Origin of the sequence: Streptomyces sp. NPDC059534 (assembly GCF_042743475.1) — a bacterium.
GTDB lineage: Bacteria > Actinomycetota > Actinomycetes > Streptomycetales > Streptomycetaceae > Streptomyces.
Window position 1 is genome coordinate 146,167 of the sequence record NZ_JBHWAQ010000010.1, and the last position, 15,304, is coordinate 161,470.

Annotated in this window: 13 protein-coding genes; 2 read left to right on the forward strand and 11 right to left on the reverse strand. The window is 74.2% G+C overall.

The window, feature by feature from the left end:
* Positions 1-320: 320 nt before the first annotated feature.
* From ACFVZH_RS15160 to infC, 8 genes are all read right to left on the reverse strand, one after another.
* On the reverse strand, positions 321-1,388 hold the full coding sequence (locus ACFVZH_RS15160; protein ID WP_384897247.1) for a PP2C family protein-serine/threonine phosphatase: 1,068 nt from the start codon (positions 1,386-1,388) through the stop codon (positions 321-323).
* Positions 1,389-2,092: 704 nt separating this feature from the next.
* Positions 2,093-4,621 carry a phenylalanine--tRNA ligase subunit beta gene (gene pheT / locus ACFVZH_RS15165; protein ID WP_384897250.1) on the reverse strand — a complete coding sequence of 843 codons (2,529 nt, stop codon included), beginning with the start codon at positions 4,619-4,621 and terminating at the stop codon, positions 2,093-2,095.
* Positions 4,621-5,748 (reverse strand): phenylalanine--tRNA ligase subunit alpha, encoded by a 1,128-nt coding sequence (gene pheS / locus ACFVZH_RS15170; RefSeq protein ID WP_384897253.1) that lies wholly within the window; start codon positions 5,746-5,748, stop codon positions 4,621-4,623. Before pheS ends, pheT begins: the two co-directional genes overlap by 1 nt.
* Before the next feature lie 156 nt (positions 5,749-5,904).
* Positions 5,905-7,047, reverse strand: coding sequence for an ATP-binding protein (locus tag ACFVZH_RS15175; protein WP_384897256.1), 1,143 nt, complete (start codon positions 7,045-7,047; stop codon positions 5,905-5,907).
* An 81-nt stretch (positions 7,048-7,128) separates the two neighbouring features.
* Positions 7,129-7,968 carry a TrmH family RNA methyltransferase gene (locus tag ACFVZH_RS15180; RefSeq protein WP_384897259.1) on the reverse strand — a complete coding sequence of 280 codons (840 nt, stop codon included), beginning with the start codon at positions 7,966-7,968 and terminating at the stop codon, positions 7,129-7,131.
* Between the two features lie 135 nt (positions 7,969-8,103).
* Positions 8,104-8,490, reverse strand: coding sequence for a 50S ribosomal protein L20 (rplT, locus tag ACFVZH_RS15185; protein WP_017241732.1), 387 nt, complete (start codon positions 8,488-8,490; stop codon positions 8,104-8,106).
* A gap of 106 nt (positions 8,491-8,596) precedes the next feature.
* Entirely contained in the window at positions 8,597-8,791 is a 195-nt protein-coding gene (gene rpmI, locus ACFVZH_RS15190) for a 50S ribosomal protein L35 (RefSeq protein WP_015032399.1), read from the reverse strand.
* Positions 8,792-8,914: 123 nt separating this feature from the next.
* A complete protein-coding gene (gene infC, locus ACFVZH_RS15195) occupies positions 8,915-9,613 on the reverse strand; it encodes a translation initiation factor IF-3 (RefSeq protein WP_384897395.1) in 699 nt (232 codons plus the stop codon).
* Positions 9,614-9,990: 377 nt separating this feature from the next.
* Between infC and ACFVZH_RS15200 the strand changes: the two genes are divergently transcribed.
* A complete protein-coding gene (locus tag ACFVZH_RS15200; RefSeq protein ID WP_384885322.1) occupies positions 9,991-10,368 on the forward strand; it encodes a DUF1844 domain-containing protein in 378 nt (125 codons plus the stop codon).
* Between the two features lie 22 nt (positions 10,369-10,390).
* Here the strand turns inward: ACFVZH_RS15200 and ACFVZH_RS15205 are convergent, their stop codons facing one another.
* From ACFVZH_RS15205 to ACFVZH_RS15215, 3 genes are read right to left on the reverse strand one after another with little or no spacing between them, the layout of a single operon-like run.
* On the reverse strand, positions 10,391-11,122 hold the full coding sequence (locus ACFVZH_RS15205) for an SseB family protein (protein WP_384897262.1): 732 nt from the start codon (positions 11,120-11,122) through the stop codon (positions 10,391-10,393).
* A gap of 53 nt (positions 11,123-11,175) precedes the next feature.
* The gene (gene mycP / locus ACFVZH_RS15210) at positions 11,176-12,357 is read right to left on the reverse strand and encodes a type VII secretion-associated serine protease mycosin (protein WP_384897265.1); all 1,182 of its coding nucleotides are present in this window, start codon (positions 12,355-12,357) and stop codon (positions 11,176-11,178) included.
* Positions 12,354-13,955 carry a hypothetical protein gene (locus tag ACFVZH_RS15215; protein ID WP_384897268.1) on the reverse strand — a complete coding sequence of 534 codons (1,602 nt, stop codon included), beginning with the start codon at positions 13,953-13,955 and terminating at the stop codon, positions 12,354-12,356. The genes mycP and ACFVZH_RS15215 overlap by 4 nt, the downstream gene beginning before the upstream one ends.
* 109 nt (positions 13,956-14,064) lie before the next feature.
* On the opposite strand from ACFVZH_RS15215, the gene ACFVZH_RS15220 reads away from it, so the two are divergent.
* The gene (locus ACFVZH_RS15220; protein WP_384897271.1) at positions 14,065-15,267 is read left to right on the forward strand and encodes an amino acid deaminase/aldolase; all 1,203 of its coding nucleotides are present in this window, start codon (positions 14,065-14,067) and stop codon (positions 15,265-15,267) included.
* Positions 15,268-15,304 lie beyond the last annotated feature (37 nt).

The window sequence follows — 15,304 nt, forward strand, 5'->3', positions numbered from 1 at the left end:
TGAAAGGTGGCCGAATTCATACGGGTCGACTCCGTACGTGTCGACTCGGCAGGTGTCGGCCGCGCACGGGTGGACTTCGCGCGGCTCGACGGCGTACGGACCGTTTTCGCACGGGGTGTGAACCGAGTACCCGTTCCTCCGGTCCGCGCACGCTGCCGCACCCGACCGGCCCCCGGTTGACTGTGCTTCTCGCCGCAAGGCGAAGACCGGGCCGCCGGCTCCCCCTCGAACAGCGCGGCGGCCCGGTCCGCGTCGCCCGCCCCGCTGATCTGCCCGACACTCCGTGGCGGGGCGGGCGTCGCCGGCCCCGTGTCCTCCGCTCAACAGTGGGAGGAGGGGGCGGGCCGGGAGCGGCGCAGCCCGGGTTCGGCGGGCTGCGCCGGCACCCGGACACGGTCGTTGCGTACGACGAACAGCGCGACGTCGTCGGCGAGCCGGCCGCCGGTGTGGCGCAGCAGCGCCGCGTGGACGCGGCGGACCAGCACGGCGGGTGCCTCTCCGGCCATCCCGGCCAGCGTCGTGTCGAGGGCGAAGAACCGCCCCCGGTGGTCGCGGGCCTCCTCGGCACCGTCGGTGTGCAGGACCAGCGTCTCCCCGGGCAGCAGCGCGGCCGCCGTGTACGGCACGAGGACGGCGGGCAGCGGCAGCACCCCGAGCGGCGGCAGCGGATCCCCGACGGGGAGCTTCTCCACCCGTCGGCCCAGCCGGTACGGGCCGGGGTGACCGCAGTTGAAGACGGACAGCCGGCCGTCGGAGCGGATCTCCAGGAGCAGCAGCGTCACGAACTCCTCCGCCGCCGGGTGCTGCGGCTCCGTTCCGGACCGCGCCGGGTGCTCGTCCCGCGCCCGCTCCCGCAGATGCCGTTCGAGCGCCCGCTCCAGGCGCCGCAGCACACCGCCGAGTTCGGGCTCGTCGTGGGCGGCCTCACGGAAACTGCCCAGGACTGCCACCACCGCGCCGAGCGCCGCGAGCCCGTGGCCCCGGACGTCGCCGATGACGATCCGCACACCGTGGGGCGTGGCCACGGCCTCGTACAGATCGCCTCCGACGCTCGCGCCCCGGGTGGCCGACAACTGTCCGGCGGCGAGGGCCAGTCCGTCGAGCCGGGCCGGCGGCGGGCGCAGCAGCACCCGCTGGGTGGCGGCCGCGACGGCCCGCACCCGGGCCAGCTCGCGGGCGAGGCCCCGGCGGAGTCCCAGGACCAGGCCGATGCCCACGGTGAGGAAGACGACGCTGGTGGCGATCCTCATCGGCAGCCCGGGCTGCCGGGCCAGCGGACACCAGAACTTCCATGCCACGGCCACCGCACCCCATGCGGACGGCAGAGCGAGCGAGGCCGGCCGGCGGAGCCGGGAGCCATCGGCGGCCAACGACCTGGTACGGATCATGCACGGCCCTTCCCGAGCCCCGACAGCACCCGAAGGCCCTGCGGCCCACAGGTCCGCCCCTGCGGGCCGCGTCGATTCTGTCGACCGTACGGGGCACCGGGGAACAGCCGCCGACGATCTCACCCGAAGGAGTGAGCGCCCCCGGCGCGCCGCCCTTCGCCAGGGCTCCGCCACGCGCACGGCAGCACGAGACCCGCTCCGGTGTGCGTCGACCTCCCCGGGTCGACGGGGTGTCCGTCGGCTCGATCAGGTCCAGGACGTGCTGTCCCGGAAGAGGACGGTGATCGCGCCCACGGCCTCGGCGACGAAGTCCCCGCGGACCGCCTTCGGCAGCGGAACCCGGGGAGGCGCGCCGCCGGGGGGCGCGACGGGCGGGCCCTCGATGTCCGCCCGATCGGCGTCCGGGTGCCGGAGACGGCGGAGGGGGGGCCCCCCGGGGGTGACCCGGGGGGGCCCCCCGGGGGGGTGGGAGCCCGGGCGGGGCCGCCCCGGCGCGGGGCCGGGGGCGCGGGGGCCGGGGGCGGCCCCCGGGGCCCCCGGGGGCAGGGCCCCGGGGCGGGCGGGGGGGGCCGGGGCGCCCGGGGCGGGGGTGGGGGAGGGGCGGGCCAGGTTGGTCCGCCCGCTCGGGGTCGGGGTGCGGGAGAGGGGGTTGGGCCGCCCGGGGTGTGTACCCGGGGCGGCCCTCCTGGTGTCGTGCTCGCGCGTCAGGCGCCGCGCAGGACGGCTCCGGTGCGCTCGGACGCCAGGGCGACGGCCGCGTCGCGGGCCGCGCTGGCCTCGTCGACCGTGAGGGTGCGGTCCGTGGCGCGGAACTTCAGGGCGTACGCCAGGGACTTCCGGCCCTCGCCGAGCTGGTCGCCGGTGTAGACGTCGAAGAGCCGGATGGACTCCAGGAGTTCACCCGCGCCCTCGCGCAGCGCGGACTCGACCTCGGCGGCCGGGACCTCGCCCGCGACGACCAGGGCGACGTCCTGGGTGGCGACCGGGAAGGAGGAGATACGGGGAGCCCGCAGGGGGCCCTCGTTCGCCTTCTCCAGCAGGTCCAGGTCGATCTCCATCGCGCAGCTGCGGGCCGGCAGACCGAACGCCTTCACCACCCGCGGGTGGAGTTCGCCGGCGTGGCCGACGAGGACCTTCTCGCCGTCCACCTCGACGTGGAACGCGGCGCAGCGGCCCGGGTGCCACGGGGCGTGCTGGTCGGCGCTGATGATCAGCTCCACACCGGCCTCGGCGGCCACGGTCCGGCCGGCCTCGACGGCGTCCGCCCAGTCGGACGGGCGGCCCTTGCCCCACCAGCCGGCCTGCTCGCGCGCACCGGCGAGGACGACGGCGACACGACGCGGCTGCCGGGGCAGCGCGGCGTCGACGACGGCGACCTCCTCGTCGGTGGGACGACGGTCGACGGGCAGGCGGACGGCGACGCCCGGCTCCCCCTCCGGCCGGAAGACGAGACCGGACTCGAAGAGCGCCAGGTCGTGGCTGCCGCGGCTGTCGTTGCGACGGAGCGCGCCGAGCAGGCCCGGGAGCAGCGTCGTACGGAGCGCGGGCTCCTCGTCGGAGAGCGGGTTGACCAGGGTCACGACCCGGCGGCGGGCGTCGTCCGCGTCCAGGCCGAGCTGGTCGAGTGCCTGCTCGCCGATGAACGGGTAGTTCAGCGCCTCGACGTAACCGGCGCCGGCCAGGGCGCGGCCCACGCGGCGGTGGGTGCGCTGGCGCTCGGTGAGACCGCGGCCGGCCGGGGGCTTCGGCAGCGTGGAGGGCAGGTTCTCGTAGCCCTCCAGCCGGATGACCTCTTCGGCGAGGTCGTTCGGCTCGTTGAGGTCGGGGCGCCACGACGGCACGGTGACGACGAGCTCGTCCTGGCCGTAGACGTCGCAGCCGACCTCCTGGAGGCGGCGGACGACGGTCTCGCGGCCGTAGTCGACGCCCGCGACCCGGTCCGGGTGGTTCGCCGGCATGACGATGGTGCGCGGCGCGGACGGCGCGCTGATCTCGGTGACGCCGGCCTCGGCGGTGCCGCCCGCGAGCAGCACGAGGAGGTCGACGGTGCGCTGCGCGGCAGCGGCGGCGGCCTGCGGGTCCACGCCTCGCTCGAAGCGCTTGGACGCCTCGGAGGAGAGCTTGTGGCGGCGGGCCGTGCGCGCGATCGAGATCGCGTCGAAGTGCGCGGCCTCGATGACGACCTCGGTGGAGCCGGTCACGATGCCGGTCTCGGGGTCGGTCACCGGGTCGGCGATCTCCGTGTTGGCACCGCCCATGACGCCCGCGAGGCCGATGGGGCCGCGGTTGTCGGTGATGACCAGGTCCTCGGCGTCGAGCACGCGCACGGTGCCGTCGAGGGTGGTGATCTTCTCGCCGCCCTCGGCGCGGCGGACCCCGATGGGCCCGTCGATCCGGTTGCGGTCGTAGGCGTGCAGCGGCTGGCCGAGCTCCAGCATCACGTAGTTCGTGATGTCGACGGCCAGCGAGATCGGACGCATGCCGGCCTTCTGCAGGCGGCGCTGCAGCCAGATCGGGCTGCGGGCCTCGGGGTCGAGACCGACGACCGTCCGGGCGGTGAAGCGGTCGCAGCCGATCGGGTCGCCGATCTGGACCGGGTAGCCGTACGAGTTCGGCGCGGGCACGTCGAGGAGCGCCGGGTCGCGCAGCGGCAGGCCGTAGGCGGTGGCGGTCTCGCGGGCGACACCGCGCATCGAGAGGCAGTAGCCGCGGTCCGGGGTGACGGCGATGTCGAGGACCTCGTCGTACAGCTCCAGGAGGACGGTGGCGTCGATGCCGATCTCGTGCTGCGGCGGCAGCACGATGATGCCGTGCGTGCCGTCGTCGCCCATGCCGAGCTCGTCGCCGGAGCAGATCATGCCCCGGGAGACGCGGCCGTACGTCTTGCGCTCGGCGATCCGGAAGTCACCGGGGAGCACGGCGCCGGGCAGGGCCACGACGACCTTGTCGCCCACGGCGAAGTTCCGCGCGCCGCAGATGATCTCCTGGGGCTCGCCGGTGCCGTTGGCCTGGCCGACGTCGACGGTGCAGAAGCGGATGGGCTTCTTGAAGTCCGTCAGCTCCTCGATGGTGAGGACCCTGCCGACCACCAGCGGGCCGGTCAGGCCGGCGCCGAGGCGCTCGACGGCCTCGACCTCGAGCCCTGCCGAAATGAGCTTGGCCTGGACGTCGCGGCCGGTCTCCGTCGCCGGCAGGTCGACGTACTCCCGCAGCCAAGAAAGCGGGACCCGCATCAGATCTCCATCCCGAACGGCCGGGTGAACCGGACGTCACCCTCGACCATGTCTCGCATGTCGTCGACGTTGTGGCGGAACATCAGCATCCGCTCGATGCCGAACCCGAAGGCGAATCCGCTGTACTTCTCGGGGTCCACACCGCAGGCGACGAGCACCTTGGGGTTGACCATGCCGCAGCCGCCGAGCTCGATCCAGCCCTCGCTGCCGCAGGTGCGGCAGGGACGGTCCGGGTTGCCGACGGACTCGCCGCGGCAGACGTAGCAGAGCATGTCCATCTCGGCGGACGGCTCGGTGAAGGGGAAGAAGTTCGGGCGGAGCCGGGTCTTCATGTCCGGGCCGAAGAGCGCCTGGACCATGTGGTCGAGGGTGCCCTTGAGGTCGGCCATGGTCAGGCCCTCGTCGACGGCGAGCAGCTCGATCTGGTGGAAGACCGGGGTGTGCGTGGCGTCGAGCTCGTCGGTGCGGTAGACGCGGCCGGGACACACGACGTAGACCGGGGGCTCCCGGTCGATGAGCGTGCGGGCCTGCACCGGGGAGGTGTGGGTGCGCAGCACGACGCCGGACTCGTCGCCCGTGGTGCCCTCGGGGCCCTGGACGAAGAAGGTGTCCTGCATCTGGCGCGCCGGGTGGTCCGGCACGAAGTTGAGGGCGTCGAAGTTGAACCACTCCGCCTCGACCTCGGGGCCCTCGGCGACCTCGTACCCCATGGAGACGAACACGTCGGAGACGCGCTCCATGAGCGTGGTCAGCGGGTGGCGGGCGCCGGCCGGGACGCGGTCGTACGGCAGGGTGACGTCGACGGCCTCCTCGACGAGGACGCGGGTGTCCCGCTCGGCCTCCAGCTCGGTCTGGCGGCCGGCGAGCGCCTTGGAGACGGCGCCGCGGGCCTGGCCCACGAGCTTTCCGGCGGCGGCCTTGGCCTGCGGCGGCAGGGCGCCGATCTCCCGGTTGGCGAGCGCCAGCGGCGAGGTGCCACCGGTGTGCGCGGTCTTCGCCTGCGCGAGCGCGTCGAGGTCGCCCGCGGCGGCGAAGGCGGCGAGCGCCTCGTCCCGCATGCGCTCGATCTCTTCCGGTTTCAGTGCCTCGACCTCAACCGGGTCGTACGACTTATTGGGTGCGGACATCTCTTCCCGTGCTTCCGTTGGCTGGCTGGGCGGCCCCGCTCGACGTCAAGGGCGCAAACGTGCCAAAGGACGAGTCTAACGGGGCGCGGGGACGCGAATGAGCCCGTGGGCGGCCCGGGCGGCTCCTGATCTCCTCCGGTCTCGTCAGATGAGACGTCAGAGGAGATGGGCCGGGGTGCCGACGGGCAGGATAAATCGGAACTCGGCCCCGCCGCGGGGGCCCCGTCCGACGGTGATGGTGCCGCCGTGGGCCTCGACGACGCCCTTGACGATGTAGAGGCCGAGTCCGGTGCCGCCGCGTTTGCTGCCCCGCCAGAAGCGGGTGAAGACGCGGTTCATGGACGCCTCGGGGATGCCGGGGCCCTCGTCGCTCACGGTGACCTCCGTCCCCTCTTCTCCGTCCTCTCCCGCCGTGGCGGGTGCCACCTCGATGGTGACGGTTCCGTCGCCGTGGCGCACCGCATTTTCGAGGAGGTTGCCGAGGATCTGGTCGATCTTGTCGGGGTCGGCCCAGAGCGCGGGCAGCTGGGGTCTGATCCGGACGAAGAAGCGGTCCGGGCGCTGGCCGCCGGTGGTGTGGACCTGGATGTGGCGGCCGATCGCGGCGGCGAGGTCGACGGGCTGGCGGCGCACTTCGAGCCGGCCGGAGTCGATCCGGGAGATGTCGAGGAGTTCGGCGATGAGCCGTTTGATCCGGCCGGCGTCGGCGTCGACCGTCTCCAGCATGAGCCGCTTCTGCTCGTCGGTGAACCGCTCCCACTTGTCGAGGAGGGTAGCGGTGAAGCCCTTCACCGAGGTGAGCGGGGAGCGCAGCTCGTGGGCGACGGTGGCGATGAGTTCGGCGTGGCTGCGCTCGGTGCGGCGGCGGGCGTCGGTGCCCCGCAGCGAGACCACGACCCGGCGGACCGGTCCCGTGGGGTGCTCGCGGACGTACCGGGCGGAGACGAGGACCTCGCGGCCGCCGGGGAGCAGCAGGTTCCGCTCGGGCTGGCCGCTGCGGATGGCGAGACCGCCGTACGGGTCGGTCAGTGCCCACCAGCGATGGCCCTTGAGGTCCTCCAGGGGCAGCGCCTCGTCGAGAGGGAGGCCGAGGGCCCGGCCGACGGGGACGGCGGTGATGCGGCCGGCTGCGGCGTTGAAGCAGACGACGCGGCCGGTCTCGTCGGCGACGACGAGACCGTCGGCCAGGTCGTCGGGGCCGACACCGGCGAATCCGTCCGCCGGTGCGGGGCCCGGTGGCTCCGGGGCGTGCGGCGGGGCGCTCCGTGCCTGTGCGGGACTGTCCGTGCCGACCGTCATCCCCGTACCCCACCCCTCCGTGTAGCGCAGTGGGCCCCCGAGTGCGTCACTCTACTGGGCGAGAGGGGCGGAATGGACCCTTCAGGAGGAGCTTCGGGGGCGCTGGGCGCGCGCGGAGGCGTACAGGCAGACCGCGGCGGCGGTGGCGAGGTTGAGGCTCTCGGCCTTGCCGTGGATCGGGACGCGGACGACGGCGTCGGCCAGCGCCCGGGTCTCCTCGGGCAGCCCCCATGCCTCGTTGCCGAAGATCCAGGCGGTGGGTCCGCCCATGGTGCCGGCGTCCAGCTCGTCGTCCAGGTCGTCCTGGCCGGCCCCGTCGGCGGCGAGGACGCGCACGCCCGCGCTCCTCAGCCCGGCGACAGCCTGTTCGACGGGGACGCCGACGGCGACGGGGAGGTGGAAGAGGGAGCCGACGGAGGCCCGTACGGACTTGGGGTTGTACAGGTCGACGGAGGCGTCGGTGAGGACGACGGCGTCGGCGCCGGCCGCGTCGGCGCAGCGCAGCACGGTGCCGGCGTTCCCGGGGTCGCGTACGTGGGCGAGGACGGCGACCAGCTTGGGCCGGGCCGCGATGATCTCCTCGAAGGGGGAGTCGAGGAACCGGCAGACCCCGACGAGGCCCTGCGGGGTGACGGTCTGGGAGACCTCGGCGAGGACGGCGTCGGAGGCGTGGTGGACGCGGGCGCCGGCGGCGCGGGCCGCGTCGACGATCGGGGCGTAGCGCTCGGCGGCCTCGACGGTGGTGAAGAGCTCGACGAGGGTGGGCTCCCCGGTGGAGCCCCGGTGCTCGACGGCCTCACGGACGGCCTGCGGGCCCTCGGCGATGAAGAGGCGGTCCTTGCCCCGGAAGTTGCGCTTGGCGAGCCGCCGGGCGGCGACGACACGCGGGGAACGCGGGGAGATCAGCTCGGGGGTGACCATGGGGTGCGGCGGTTCTCTCTTCGGGACCGGGGGCTTCGGGGACCGGGTGCGCCGGTTCCCAAGGGGGTGAAGCACCCGGACCCGCAGGCGCGTGCGCGCCTGCGGGTCCGGGCAGAAGTACTGCGGCCTGGAAGATCAGGCGGCGGCCTTCGGGGCGTTGACGTCGGCCGGGAGGGCCTTCTGCGCGACCTCGACCAGCGCGGCGAACGCGTTGATGTCGTTGACGGCCAGCTCGGCGAGGATCTTGCGGTCCACCTCGATGTTGGCGGCCTTCAGACCCTGGATGAGGCGGTTGTACGTCATGCCGTTCTGGCGGGCAGCGGCGTTGATGCGCTGGATCCACAGCTGACGGAAGTCGCCCTTGCGCTTCTTGCGGTCGTTGTAGTTGTAGACCAGCGAGTGGGTGACCTGCTCCTTGGCCTTGCGGTACAGGCGCGAACGCTGACCGCGGTAGCCGGAGGCCGCCTCGAGAATCGCCCGGCGCTTCTTGTGGGCGTTGACTGCCCGCTTGACGCGTGCCACTTTTAACTCCTTGTAGCGGGGTCGTGGTGGTCCTCACACGACCCGAAAAAACGAATGGATCCCGGTCTCAGCCGGATGCCCTCGTCGCCGAGGGCGGGAGATCAACTCAGATGCCCAGCATCTTCTTGATCTTGGCGGCGTCACCCGGGGCCATCTCGGCGTTGCCGGTGAGGCGACGCGTCAGCTTGGACGACTTGTGCTCGAGCAGGTGGCGCTTGCCGGCGCGCTCGCGCAGGATCTTGCCGGAGCCGGTGACCTTGAAGCGCTTCTTGGCACCGGAGTGCGTCTTGTTCTTCGGCATCGCGCCGTATCTCCTCGTCAGTGGCGCTCCCCCCGGTGCGGGCACCGGACATCCGGGAGCGTCAGATCTTCGTTTGGTGGTTCCGGGCGGGGCCCCGGGCTGCCTGGGTGGCAGCCCGACGGGTCACGCCTCGGGGGTCTCGGCCGGAGCCTCGGCCTCGGCGACCGGGGCCTCGTCGGCCGGGGCCTCGTCGACCGGAGCCTCGAGCGCCTCGTCGACCGGAGCCTCGGACGTCTCGTCGGAGGCGACGCCCTGACGCTCGGCCTTGCGTGCGGCCTGGGCCTCACGCGCCTCGGCCATGGCCTCGGTCTTCTTCTTGTGCGGGCCGAGAACCATGATCATGTTCCGGCCGTCCTGCTTCGGGTTGGACTCGATGAAGCCAAGCTCCTCGACGTCCGACGCCAGCCGCTGAAGCAGCCGGAAACCAAGCTCGGGGCGGGACTGCTCACGACCACGGAACATGATCGTGATCTTGACCTTGTCGCCCTGCTTGAGGAACCGGACGACGTGACCCTTCTTGGTGTCGTAGTCGTGCGGGTCGATCTTCGGCCGGAGCTTCATCTCCTTGATGACCGTGTGCGCCTGGTTCTTGCGCGCCTCACGGGCCTTCATGGCCGACTCGTACTTGAACTTCCCGTAGTCCATGAGCTTGCACACGGGCGGACGGGCGTTCGCCGCGACCTCGACCAGGTCAAGGTCGTACTCCTGTGCGAGCTCCAGGGCCTTGGCAAGCGGAACAATCCCGACCTGCTCGCCGCTGGGTCCGACAAGTCGCACCTCGGGAACGCGAATCCTGTCGTTGATGCGGGGCTCGGCGCTGATGGATCCTCCTAGGTAGCACCACGCGACCGCCTGGCGGACGGACGCGCAACGTCTGTTACTGAGACCAACCGAGCCGGCACATGAAAAACGCCCCGGACGGGACACAGGCGGGGCTCCACGGAAATACCGGAGCACCGCCGCGGTCAACCGCGGGGCGCACATCGGGCGGCTCCATCGTCCGTACGGAACGATGGGCGCCACCTGACCGGTGACCCGCCACCCGTGAGGGCGGTCAGGTGGGAGTACGGAGCCTCCACTTGTGGGCCGGGCACACAGGTGTCCGGCCGGTCGTTACACAAGGTTAGCAGGAGCCGTGCCCGTACGCGAATGCGGACGGGGCGGCGGGGAGGCGCCCCGGGCGGCTTATCGTGTGAGGCATGAGCGAGACGCCCCAGAACGAGTCCGCGGACTCCCCCGAAACCCCCGACTTCGAATCCATGACCCGTGACATCGCGGAGGTCCCGGCGGTCGAGGTGATCGTGACCGTCGCCGTCAACCTGATGAGCGCCGCCGCGGTGAAGCTCGGGCTCACCGAGGAGGGCGACAAGCACAAGGACCTCGACGAGGCCCGCAAGCTGGTGCACGCGCTCGCGGGCCTGCTGGACGCCGGCGCGACGGAGGTCTCCTCCTTCCACGCCGCTCCCCTGCGGGACGGCCTGAAGTCCCTCCAGCTCGCCTTCCGCGAGGCGTCCCTGATCCCGGACGAGCCCGGCCAGGGCCCGGGCGAGAAGTACACCGGACCGGTGTACGGCTAGGACCCGACCGGGGGAACTCCCCTTACCGCTTGACGTAGAAGGGCTCGCCCGGAGGGGTGGCCGAGGCCGGCAGCAGTGCCAGGTCGAGGCCCCGCACCAGGCGGGCCCTCAGTGTTTCGTCGGCGGCCAGGGCGCGGGCCACGCGCCGGGCCGCCTCCGCCGGGGAGCCGTCCCCGGCCAGGACCAGGGCGAGGGTGCCGTCGGCGGCACCCGGGCCGAGGTGGGCCCGCAGCACCGCGGGCTCGGCGGCCACGGCCCTCCGTACCGCTTCCCGTACGGCCGGGTCGTCGAGCGGGTCCGCGCTGGAGCGCCCCTCGGCGAGGGCCAGCAGGAGCGGTCCCGTCAGCTGGTACGGCACCGGGCCCGCGAGGTCGAGGACGACCGTGTCCGCCTTCTCGTGGGCGGCCGCCTGGAGCGCCTGGTGGAGCGGGACGGCGACGGGCCGGGCCTCCGGGTCCCACAGGGCGAGCGAGGCGATCGAGGTGAACGCGGGCAGGGCCCGCCGGTCACCGGCCGTCAGGGTGGGCACCGCCATGTCGCTGGTCTTCTCGCGGCGCAGGCCGTTCTCGTCGGTCTCGACCTCGCCGAGGACGGCGACGACGGGGACGAGCAGCCTGGCGTCCTTGAGGGCTTCGAGGACCGGGCCGTGGGCGGTTCTGTCCTCCGCCCAGGCCGCGAGGGCCGCCGCGAGCCGCGGGTCGGCGGTGCCGTCGTCGTCGGAGAAACCGGGGTCCGGGATGTTCTTGAGCGCCACGCACCGAGCCTAACCGGCGAGCCGGGGCACCCGGCCCGCCGGGGGGCCGGGTCTCAGGGGGTGTGGCGCGCGCGCCGTAGGACGACGGCGGTCAGGAGCAGCAGGGCGCCGAGTCCGCCGGCGACCGGGGCGAGCAGACCGAAGGGGCGGCTCTCCTCCACGATGGGGACCGGGCCGGCGCCGAAGTACTGGCCCCGGTATCCGGCGACGGCGTTCTTGGGGTCACCGGCCTTGAGCCGGGCCCCGGCCTTGATCGCGGCGGCCGGGTCGACCGTCCCGTACCCCTTGGCGTCGCTGCGGCCGCCCTTCGGCCGGCTGCGGGCGGTGTCGACGAGCAGCCGCTTGATCTGGGCCGGGGTGAGGTCGGGGTGCGCGGCCCGGACGAGGGCCACGGCGCCGGAGACGAACGCGGCGGCGGCGCTGGTCCCCCAGCCCTCGTAGTAGCGGCGGTCGGGGTCGGCGATGACGATGTCGACGCCCGGGGCGCTGACGGTGGCGTACCAGCGGCTGGTGGAGAACGAGGCGTGGGTGCCGTAGCGGTCGACGGCGGTGACCGCGATGACGCCGGGGTAGGCCGCCGGGTACGAGATGTGGTCGCCCTTCTCGCCGCCGTTGCCGGCGGAGGCGACGACCGAGACCCCCTTGGCCAGGGCGTACTGGACGGCGGCGTCCTCGCCCGCGTCGGGGTGGGCCGACTTGGAGTCGTCGCCGAGGGAGAGGTTGATGACGTCGGCGCCGTGGTCGGCGGCCCAGCGGATGCCCTCGGCGAGGGCCGTGCCCCGGGTCTTGCGGGCCTTGTCGCGGGACTTGTCGGTGCCTTCGAGGATGACGCGTACGGGGAGGATCTCGACGTCCGGGGCGATGCCGAGCACGCCGTCCCCGCCACCGGGGCCGTGGCCGTGCCCGGCGATGATGCCGGCCATGGCCGTGCCGTGCCGGGCCCAGGCGCGGTCACCCCGCGAGGCCCCGAAGCCGATCAGGTCGTGTCCGGGCAGGACGGAGCCCTCGAGGTCCGGATGGCCGGCGTCGACGCCGGTGTCCAGGACGGCGACGGTGATCCCCTCGCCCTTGGTGGTCCGCCACGCCTCGTCCGTGTGCAGGGCGTCCGGGCCCCACTGCCGGGCCCGGATGGTGTCGGCGTACGCGGGCGAGGTCGTCGCGGGCAGGACGGCGAAGCCCGCGGCCAGCAGGACGGCCGCCGCGCCGCGTGCCCGGCGGCGGGAGGGTCGGGTCACCGGTCGTTCTCCTTCACCGCCGCGAGGGCGGTCCTGCGCAGCAGCGCCTCGAACCGTTGCGCGATCCCCTTGGCCTCGTGCCCGAGGCCGGACTGCGCGACGGCGTCGGTGCGGCCCGGCCCCGTCGCCTGGTCGGCGGGGAGCGGCCGCTCGACGGTCCGGCCGTCGGCGAAACCGGAGACGGCGGTGACGACGACCGGGAGGTCGGCGGGGGCGGTGAGCCACCAGCTCGCGCGCTGCCCGGCGCCGAACCGGGCCGCGACGGTCCCGGGGCCGGAGAGCGCCGGCGGCACGTCCTGCCCGCCGAGGCGGCTCGTGACACCACGGCCGAGGTCGCCCTGCGCGGTGACGTCGGCCCGGGTGAAGACGAGCCCGACGGTGATGACGCTGCTCGCGGTGGCATCGGTGTACGTGGCGCGCAGCACCCGCTCGCAGCCGAGCGGCTTCAGGGTAGCCAGCAGGCCCTTCCCCAGTACGGCGGGCGAGCACGCGGCGTCCGGGGCGACGACGACCCGGGTCCAGGTACGCGCCGCCGCACCCGGCCCCGCGCCGGGCCCCGCGACGGTCCGCGGGAACAGCGTGTCCACCGGCGCGTTGTGCCAGATCTCCTTCGCCTCCGCGTACCCGACGGGTTCGACGGGCGCCCCCGGCTCCACCGCCGCCAGCCACACTCCCGCCAGCGCCCCTCCGATGAGCCCCATCCCCAGCACGGCGCACGCCGCGACCGCCACCGTCCGCCCGGTCCGCCGCTCCCGCACCGGCCTCAGCCGCGTGGTCGTCTCCACCGGCACCTCCGGCGGCAACGCCCCCGGCACACCGAGGCCGTACGGCACACCGGCCGCCCGCACGGGCCCGGCGGGGGCCCGCACGAGGGGCGCGGAGACGGGCCGGGGCGGAGTGCCGGGCGCGGACGCGGTACGGGGAAGGCCGACGGGAGCCGGCCCGGCGGGCCCGGACGCGGGCCGGGGCGCTGGAGCGGGGCCCGTGAGCGCCTCGGAGACGGGGGCGGACGCAGGGTGTATCCCGGCGGCCGGGCGCGCGGCGGGCGCCGGTCCGGCGCCGACCACCCGGCGCGGATCGGGGTCCGTGGGGCGGATCGCGCGCAGGCGCGTGGTCGTCTCCACGGCGGGCACCGGGGCGGCGGGGGGCGAGGCGGGTCGTTCGGGCGCGGCCGGTGAGGGGGGCGAGACCGGCCGCGCAGGCGCATCCGGGGCGGGCGTGACGGGGGCCTGGCCGGAGAAGGCGTGCGCCGTCGGCGCGGGGGCCGGGGCGGGGCCGGCGGAGGAACCGGCTGCGGGCGCGAGGTCGGCGGAGGAACCCGCGGTGGGCGCGGGGCCTGCGGAGAAAGCCCGGGCGGGCGCCGGGCCGGCGGAGGATCCCGTGGTGGGCGCCGGGCCGGCGGAGGATCCTGTGGTGGGCGCCGGGCCGGCCGAGGAACCCGTGGTGGGCGCGAGGCCGGCGGAGGAACCCGTGGTGGGGGCCGTCGGTGAAGTCGTCGCGCGGGCGGGCGCCGGGGCGGGGGGAGCCGCCGGAGGGGTCGGGGTGGGGAGGAGGGCGTCGGTGATGCGGGAGGGGGTGGGGCGGTGCTCGGCGGTCATGCCCGTCCCCCTGCTCGTGTCGACAATGCCCGTCACTCTACGGGCTGTTCCCCACCGCGCGGGAACCCAGGGGCTACCCACCCGTAAACCTGTCTGGCAAGCTCGGGCCATGACTCCGCGCGCCGCCGACCGGGCCCGTTACGACCGGGCCACCGCTGAACTCGACGCGCCCGTGGCGATCGTCGACCTGGAGGCATTCGACGCCAACGCGGCGGATCTGGTGCGCCGGGCCGGGGGCAAGCCGGTGCGGGTGGCGAGCAAGTCCGTGCGGTGCCGGGCGCTGCTGGAGCGGGTGCTGGCCCGTGAGGGCTTCGCGGGGATCATGTCGTTCACCCTGGACGAGTCGCTGTGGCTGGCCCGGGCCGGGTTCGAGGACGTGCTGCTCGCGTACCCGTCGGCCGACCGGACGGGGTTCGGGGAGCTGGCGCGGGATCCGAAGCTCGCGGCGGCCGTGACGGTGATGGTCGACGACGTGGCGCAGCTCGATCTGATCGACGCCTCCCGCGCGGGCGGGACGGAGGAGGTCCGGGTCTGTCTGGAGCTGGACACGGCGCTGAGTCTGCTGGGCGGCCGGATACGGGTCGGCGCGCGCCGCTCCCCGCTGCGCGAGCCCGCGGAGCTGGCCGAGCTGGCCCGTTCGGTGGTGCGGCGCCCGGGGTTCCGGCTGGTCGGGATCATGGCGTACGAGGGGCATGTGGCGGGGGTCGGGGACGCGGTCGCGGGCCGGCCGCTGCGTTCGCGGGCGATCCGGCTGATGCAGTCGGCGGCCCGTAAGGAGCTGGCGGACCGCAGGGCGGCCGTGGTGCGGGCGGTGCGGGCGGTGGCGCCGGATCTGGAGTTCGTGAACGGCGGTGGCACCGGGAGCGTGCAGCACACGGCCGCCGAGGACGCGGTGACGGAGATCGCCGCCGGTTCGGGGCTGTTCGTGCCGCGCCTCTTCGACAACTACACGTCCTTCACCGGCCGGCCGGCCGCGCTGTTCGCGCAACCGGTGGTCCGCCGGCCCGGGGTGGGCGTGGTGACGGTGCTGGGCGGCGGGTATCCGGCCTCGGGCGCCCCGGGCCCGGACCGGCTGCCGGTGCCGTATCTGCCGGAGGGGCTGCGGTACGACCCTCAGGAGGGTCCGGGCGAGGTGCAGACCCCGCTGCTCGGCTCCCCCGCCGACGATCTGCGGATCGGCGACAAGGTGTGGTTCCGGCACGCGAAGGCCGGGGAGCTGTGCGAGCGGTTCGAGAGCCTGCACCTCGTGGAGGGCGACCGGATCACGGCGACCGTTCCCACGTACCGGGGTGAGGGACGGACCTTCCTCTGACGGTCCTCCAGGGGGTGTGTCCTGCCGGTCAGACCGG